Annotated in this window: 2 protein-coding genes and 1 pseudogene; 1 reads left to right on the forward strand and 2 read right to left on the reverse strand. The window is 32.6% G+C overall.

The window, feature by feature from the left end:
* Positions 1 to 167: 167 nt before the first annotated feature.
* Both ACHZC3_RS09490 and ACHZC3_RS09495 read right to left on the reverse strand, forming a co-directional pair.
* Entirely contained in the window at positions 168 to 638 is a 471-nt protein-coding gene (locus ACHZC3_RS09490) for a hypothetical protein (RefSeq protein WP_394759626.1), read from the reverse strand.
* Positions 639 to 650: 12 nt separating this feature from the next.
* Positions 651 to 1,399, reverse strand: a pseudogene (locus tag ACHZC3_RS09495) (exo-beta-N-acetylmuramidase NamZ domain-containing protein); the annotation flags it as partial.
* A 74-nt stretch (positions 1,400 to 1,473) separates the two neighbouring features.
* On the opposite strand from ACHZC3_RS09495, the gene ACHZC3_RS09500 reads away from it, so the two are divergent.
* Positions 1,474 to 2,727, forward strand: a complete 1,254-nt coding sequence (locus ACHZC3_RS09500) for an ABC transporter permease (protein ID WP_394759625.1) — start codon at positions 1,474 to 1,476, stop codon at positions 2,725 to 2,727.
* Positions 2,728 to 3,151: the final 424 nt, after the last annotated feature.

Genomic DNA, 3,151 nt, shown 5'->3' on the forward strand with positions numbered 1-3,151 from the left:
GATGGTAAAACTGCACAAGCTACTCAAGTTTATGAAGGAACTGATGCTGAAGTTACTGCAAAAATTGAAGAATTTAAAAAGAAATAAATTCTCTTTACATAAAAAATGCCTCGCAATTGCGAGGCATTTTTGTTTTAATGCAAAGTTATAATTCTGAAAAATAAACTTTAGTAAATCAAATACTCATCTCTCATAACCTTAAAATCTTCAATTCCTTTTTTCCAGCTTTTTCTAATTTCAGTTTCTGGAGTTCCTGCTTCAATTTGTTGTTGCAATTTTTTAGTTCCAGCTAGTTTGGTAAAAAAAGGATTAAAGAATTTCGATTTATCCGAAGTAGTTTGATATGCTTTTATAAGCCATTTCAATTCCAATTGTTTTACTTTAGCTACAGCTGTTAAGTCTTCACCAAAACATTCAATGTTTTTATAAGTTGGTTCTTTTGCTCCAAAATTTGGAATAGGGGTAAAGCTAAAATTGCTTTTTGGTAAATAAGGTGAGCCATAAATCTGGAATTGCTTTTCGGTTCCTCTACCAACACTCACATTAGTGCCTTCAAAAAAGCACAAACTGGCATATAAATTTATAGATTGGTTGTTGGGTAAATTTGGTGATGGTTTTACAGGCAAGCTATATAACATTTCTCGTTTGTAATTTAAACAAGGAATAACTTCAAGCTTACATTGAACGCCATTCTTTAGCCATTTTTCTCCATTTATCATTTTAGCATATTCGCCAATCGTCATTCCGTGCAATGTAGGAATAGGATGCATACCTACAAAACTGGTAAATTCTTTTTCGAGAATTGGTCCATCTACAATATTTCCGTTAGGATTTGGTCTGTCTAAAACAATAAGTTGAATGTTATTTTCTGCACAAGCCTCCATAATATAATGTAACGAAGAAATATAAGTGTAAAACCGTGCGCCAACATCTTGTAAATCGAAAACCATAATATCAATTCCAGCTAATTGTTCAGGTTTAGGTTTCTTGTTGTCGCCATAAAGAGATACAATTGGCAAACCAGTTTAGAATCTTTTCCGTCAATGACATGTTCTCCAGCATCTGCAGTGCCACGAAATCCGTGCTCTGGGGCAAAAATTTTCGTAAGATTTATTTTCTTTTCGATTAAAAAATCGACCAAATGAGTTTTATCCGACAAGATTCCCGTCTGATTGGTCACTATTCCAATTTTTTTATCTCTCAATAAGGGTAAGTAGATAGTATAATTATCAGCTCCTGTTAAAATTTTTAATTCAATAATAGGATTTTGATTGGTTCGTTCAACAACAATATCTTTCGACTTTAGATTCTCAACTTTAGACTTTCTTGAGCTTCCACAAGAAAACAAGACTAAAAAACAAAATGTAAACCATTGCGAATATTTAAAAAAAGACTTCATACTTATAACAAATAAAATTAGTAGAATTAATGTTTAAAATGTATTTTTGAAACTGAATTACATAATTTAGCAACTTGAATTTAGAATATTTCATCGCAAATCGACTTACTACTTCTAAAAACAATAAAAGTAGTATATCTGCGCCAATAATAAAAATAGCAATAGCGGCTATCGCTATCGGTATGATTATGATGATAGTTTCAATTGCTACTGGTACAGGATTGCAACAAAAAATACGCCAAAAAGTTGCAGCCTTCAACGGACATATAGTTATTTCAAATTTCGACGACAATCAATCTCAAGTAAGTTTAACACCAATATCTACAAACCAAGACTTTTATCCTAATTTCACTTCTGTAAAAGGTGTGCAACATATTCAAGCAGTAGCGAGCAAAGCAGGAATAATTAGAACTGAAAAATCTTTTGAAGGAATAATTTTCAAAGGAGTAGGAAAAGAGTATCGCTGGGAGAATATGAACGAATATTTAGTGCAGGGAAGAATTCCTAATCTAAAATCAGAAATTAACTCAGAAATTCTTATATCAGAATATTTAGCCAATCGATTGCAGCTAAGAGTAGGAGATAAGTGCAACACTTTCTTTATGAAAGACAACGGAAATCATCTCCCAAACCTTCGTGTCTTCAATATAGTAGGAATTTACAACTCAGGATTTCAAGAATTCGATGCAACTTATATATTAGGAGATATTCGTCACATTCAAAGAATAAATAAATGGAAACCCAACGAAGTTGGGGCTTTCGAAGTTTTTATAGATGATTTCGATAAAATCGAAGAAAAAGGTGCTGAGGTATATAATAACTCGCAAAACAAAGAAGATGCTTCAAAAACGTTAGACACTCAAACGATAGTTCAAAAATATTATTACATATTCGAGTGGCTCAAGCTTTTTGATTTTAATATCATAGTCATACTTATTATAATGACAATTGTAGCTACAATTAATATGGTTGTTGCGCTATTGGTACTTGTTTTAGAAAGAACCCAAATGGTAGGAATCCTAAAATCATTAGGCTCAAACAACTGGATGGTTCGCAAAATATTTCTATACAATGCAGCACACCTAATCATAAAAGGGTTGTTGTGGGGAAATACAATCGCGATAGGATTATTACTTATTCAGAAATATACAGGAATAATAAAACTTAATCCCGAAAATTATTATGTCAACCAAGCGCCAGTTAATATCAATCTCTGGTCAATATTATTCCTGAACATAGGAACAATAACAATATGTCTATTAGTTTTGCTAATTCCATCCTATATAATTACTAAAATTTCCCCAGTCAAAGCTATTAAGTTTAGCTAAATCTTTTTATTATGGCGTGTCCCTTCGCGAAAAGCTTCGGGTCGGGCTATTTGTTACAAGTCCTCGCACTTCCTTCGTCAGGCTGTGGGCTTTTCACTGCTATCCCTCACGCGGTGAACTTCAACATTCGACATTCCAAAATCCAACACAAACCACATAAATCCTTTGAAATCCGGGACTTTGATTTATCAAATCTGCCTAATCCGCGTTCCAAAAGACTATATACTATATAAAGGAGTATCTCTTCAATGCTCTTACATGCCTTATATGGCTCAAAAAATTTTTTGCTTAATTTTTCGTGTCTTAGCGCCTTTGCGAGAAGAAAAGAAAAAACTTTCAAATCTAACTTCCATAAAACCAAAGGACTAGAAAATACTTTTAAAAAACATTGAAAAAGGGTTAGGAAAAGAGAAAAGAAGTATTA

Source organism: Flavobacterium sp. (assembly GCF_043720215.1).
Lineage (GTDB): Bacteria > Bacteroidota > Bacteroidia > Flavobacteriales > Flavobacteriaceae > Flavobacterium.